3 protein-coding genes are annotated in these 2,642 nt (G+C 70.7%); all 3 read right to left on the bottom strand.

Going from position 1 to position 2,642, the window contains the following annotated elements; genetic code table 11:
* Nucleotides 1–188: 188 nt before the first annotated feature.
* Nucleotides 189–545, bottom strand: a complete 357-nt coding sequence (locus ABD194_RS18670; RefSeq protein ID WP_343994280.1) for a DUF6204 family protein — start codon at nucleotides 543–545, stop codon at nucleotides 189–191.
* Between the two features lie 68 nt (nucleotides 546–613).
* On the bottom strand, nucleotides 614–1,123 hold the full coding sequence (locus tag ABD194_RS18665; RefSeq protein WP_343994278.1) for a PadR family transcriptional regulator: 510 nt from the start codon (nucleotides 1,121–1,123) through the stop codon (nucleotides 614–616).
* Nucleotides 1,124–1,255: 132 nt separating this feature from the next.
* Nucleotides 1,256–2,642 (bottom strand): cytochrome P450 (locus ABD194_RS18660; RefSeq protein ID WP_343994276.1); only part of this gene is annotated, 1,387 nt, incomplete at its 5' end.

The raw sequence follows: 2,642 nt of genomic DNA, 5'->3' as shown, positions 1-2,642 counted from the left end.
AGGAGCAGAGCGTTCGCCACGATGGCCAGGTTGCTCGTGATGGCGGGAGTCATTCCGTTCCTGTCGCTTCCTCTGCGGGCGTGACGGTGTCGCACTGCCACGCATGAAGACGTCTGTATGCCGCGTCTGCCACGTCCCGCTCGCGCGGGTGGCGCGGCTCAGCGGCTCGCGGCTCAGCGGCTCGCGGCTCAGCGGCCGGCGATGGCGGCCTTGCGCTGACGCTTGCCGAGCGGCGCGAGGGCGAGATCGACGACCTGCGAGCGAAGGTTCTTGCAGCCGTGGTCCCGATCAGTGAGCCACTCCGCCGCCGCAGCCTCCGCTCGTTCCGTGGCGACGATGGCGTCCGTCTCGGCCTCGCCGGTCGCAAGGAACCGGAAGGCGAACGCATCACGCACCGAGAGGTCGTAGGTCAGATGGCCTTCGGGCGTGTAGCTCGCTCTGAGGATGTCGTGGTCCGCGGCGTCCGCGAGAAGCAGGCCTCTCTGGATCTCGGTCAGCGAGTCGAAGACGCCTCGGACGGTGACACGGAACATGCGAGTGGTCACGGCAGACGTGCCTTTCAGGCGAAGTGGTTCGGGCTGGGCGGTGGCGCGGGGCGCCTGCAGGCGGGGGCTCAGTCGGCGGCATCGTCGATCTGCTCCCGCAGCCAGTCCCGTACGACGGTGTTGAGCCGGATGCCGAGCTCGATCTGCGGGGCGAACGCCTCCGGCTGCTCCGAGGCGCCGACCTGAGCCCTCAGCTCCACCAGTGCCTGGAGCTCGTCCTCGACGTGAGTCAGGTCCCGCCCGTAGGCGATGCACCGGTCAGCGGCGCCGAGGAGTGGCGTCAGGAACAGTCGGACACCGCTCTCGTTCCGCTGGGACCGGTCCGGCTCGCCGTCGACCAGCCAGCGACGCAGCTCCTCGCGGCCGGCGGCGGTGAGACCGTAGGTCTTGCTTCTGCGGGCCCCATGGCCGACGACCTCGGCCAGCCCGGCGCGCTCGAGCTTGCCGAGCTCGGGGTAGATCTGGCTGTGGCTGGCGTGCCAAGACGTGCGCAGCGAGCGATCGAAGGTCTGAGTCAGCTCGTATCCGGTGGACGGGCGCCGGGCCAGCAGGCCGAGGATGGCGAAGCGCAGGGACATGCCAGCACCTTAGCGGTCACATGTCGGTCCCTACATGTCATTTCCTACATGTCGTCGGGTGTGCGAGCTGCGCCACCGAGAGGCCCCGTACATGGGAGCCGAGCCGGGCGCGTCGACCGACCTCGACGGGTGTCAGGGGCTGAGCGTCACGGGAAGGCGCTCGTAGCCGCGCAGGATGCGGGTGCTCCGGCGTACGGCACCGTTCTCCACGCGTGGGTCGGGGTGCCGCTCGAACAGTGTCCGCAGCCCGACCTCGCCCTCCATCCGGGCCAGCGCCGCCCCGAGGCAGAAGTGCCGACCGGCCGAGAAGGAGAGGTGGTCACGGGCGTTCTGCCGCGTGATGTCGAAGGTGTCCGGCTCCGCGAAGACCTGAGGATCACGGTTCGCGCCGGCCAGCAGCGCCACCATCACGGATCCGCGCCGTATCGGGACGCCCGCGACCACGGTGTCGGCCATGGCCATCCGTCCGGTGATGAGCACCGGCGGGTCGATTCGCAAGACCTCTTCCACGGCGTTGGGCCAGAGGTCCTCGCGCTCGGTGAGCAGCCTGCGCTGCTCGGGGTTGCTCGCGAGCAGCGCGATGCCGTTGCCGAGCAGGTTGACGGTGGTCTCGAAGCCGGCCGCGAGCACCAGCCCGGCGATGGACCTCAGCTCGACGTCGCTGAGGCCGACGCCGTCCTCCTGCGCACCGACGAGCTGACTGAGCAGGTCGTCGCCCGGGTGCCGGCGCAGGTCCTCGAGGTGCTGGCCCAGCCACTCGTCGAACTCGCGCAGCGCGGACTCGACGTGGCGGAAGGTCGTCCAGGAGAGCCCGAGGTCGAGGCTGGGCGCGGCCGCGGCGCCCATTCTGAGCACCTTCTCGCGGTCGCGTGCCGGGACGCCGAGGATCTCCGCGATCACGGTGACCGGCAGGAGGCTGCAGTACGCCTCGACGAGGTCGACCGGACGTCTCGGGTCGATCTGGTCGAGGAGCTCGGTGGCGATCTGCTCGGTGCGGGTGCGCAGCCTCTCGACCGCCCGGGCGGTGAAGACGCGCGACACGAGCTTGCGGTAGCGGGTGTGGTCCGGCGGCTCGGTCACCAACAGGGAGGGCGGGGTGAGAGGTCCGAGCGGCGCGTCCTGCATGGCCCACACCTGCAGACGGGCAAAAGTGCTTCCTCCGTCCGTGGGGAGGCGCCGGGCGCCGGCATCAGGGCTGGACAGCACGGCACGCACCGTCGCGTGGTCCGCGGTCACCGAGGCGAACCTGCCGCGGTAGAACGGGGCGTGGGCGCGCAGCTGGTCCAGGACCGGCTCGAGCGCCGCCCGGTCGCCGGACTGGGTGGCCACGAACATGCGGCCATGGAGGTCGCCCTGCTTGGCCGCTCGCCGCAGCATGGTGCGGGGCAGGGCGTGACCCAGCGACCAGCGCAGGGCAGCGCGGGTCAGCGGCGTAGGGATGAGCTGAGTCAGGCTGGGCCTCCTGGGACACGTCTGTCCACCCATCTTGCCTCGGGGGTGCGCACCAGCCCGGGCTGTC

It is taken from the genome of Terrabacter terrae, assembly GCF_039529575.1.
Lineage (GTDB): Bacteria > Actinomycetota > Actinomycetes > Actinomycetales > Dermatophilaceae > Terrabacter > Terrabacter terrae.
This window is presented reverse-complemented; position numbering and strand designations above follow the sequence as displayed.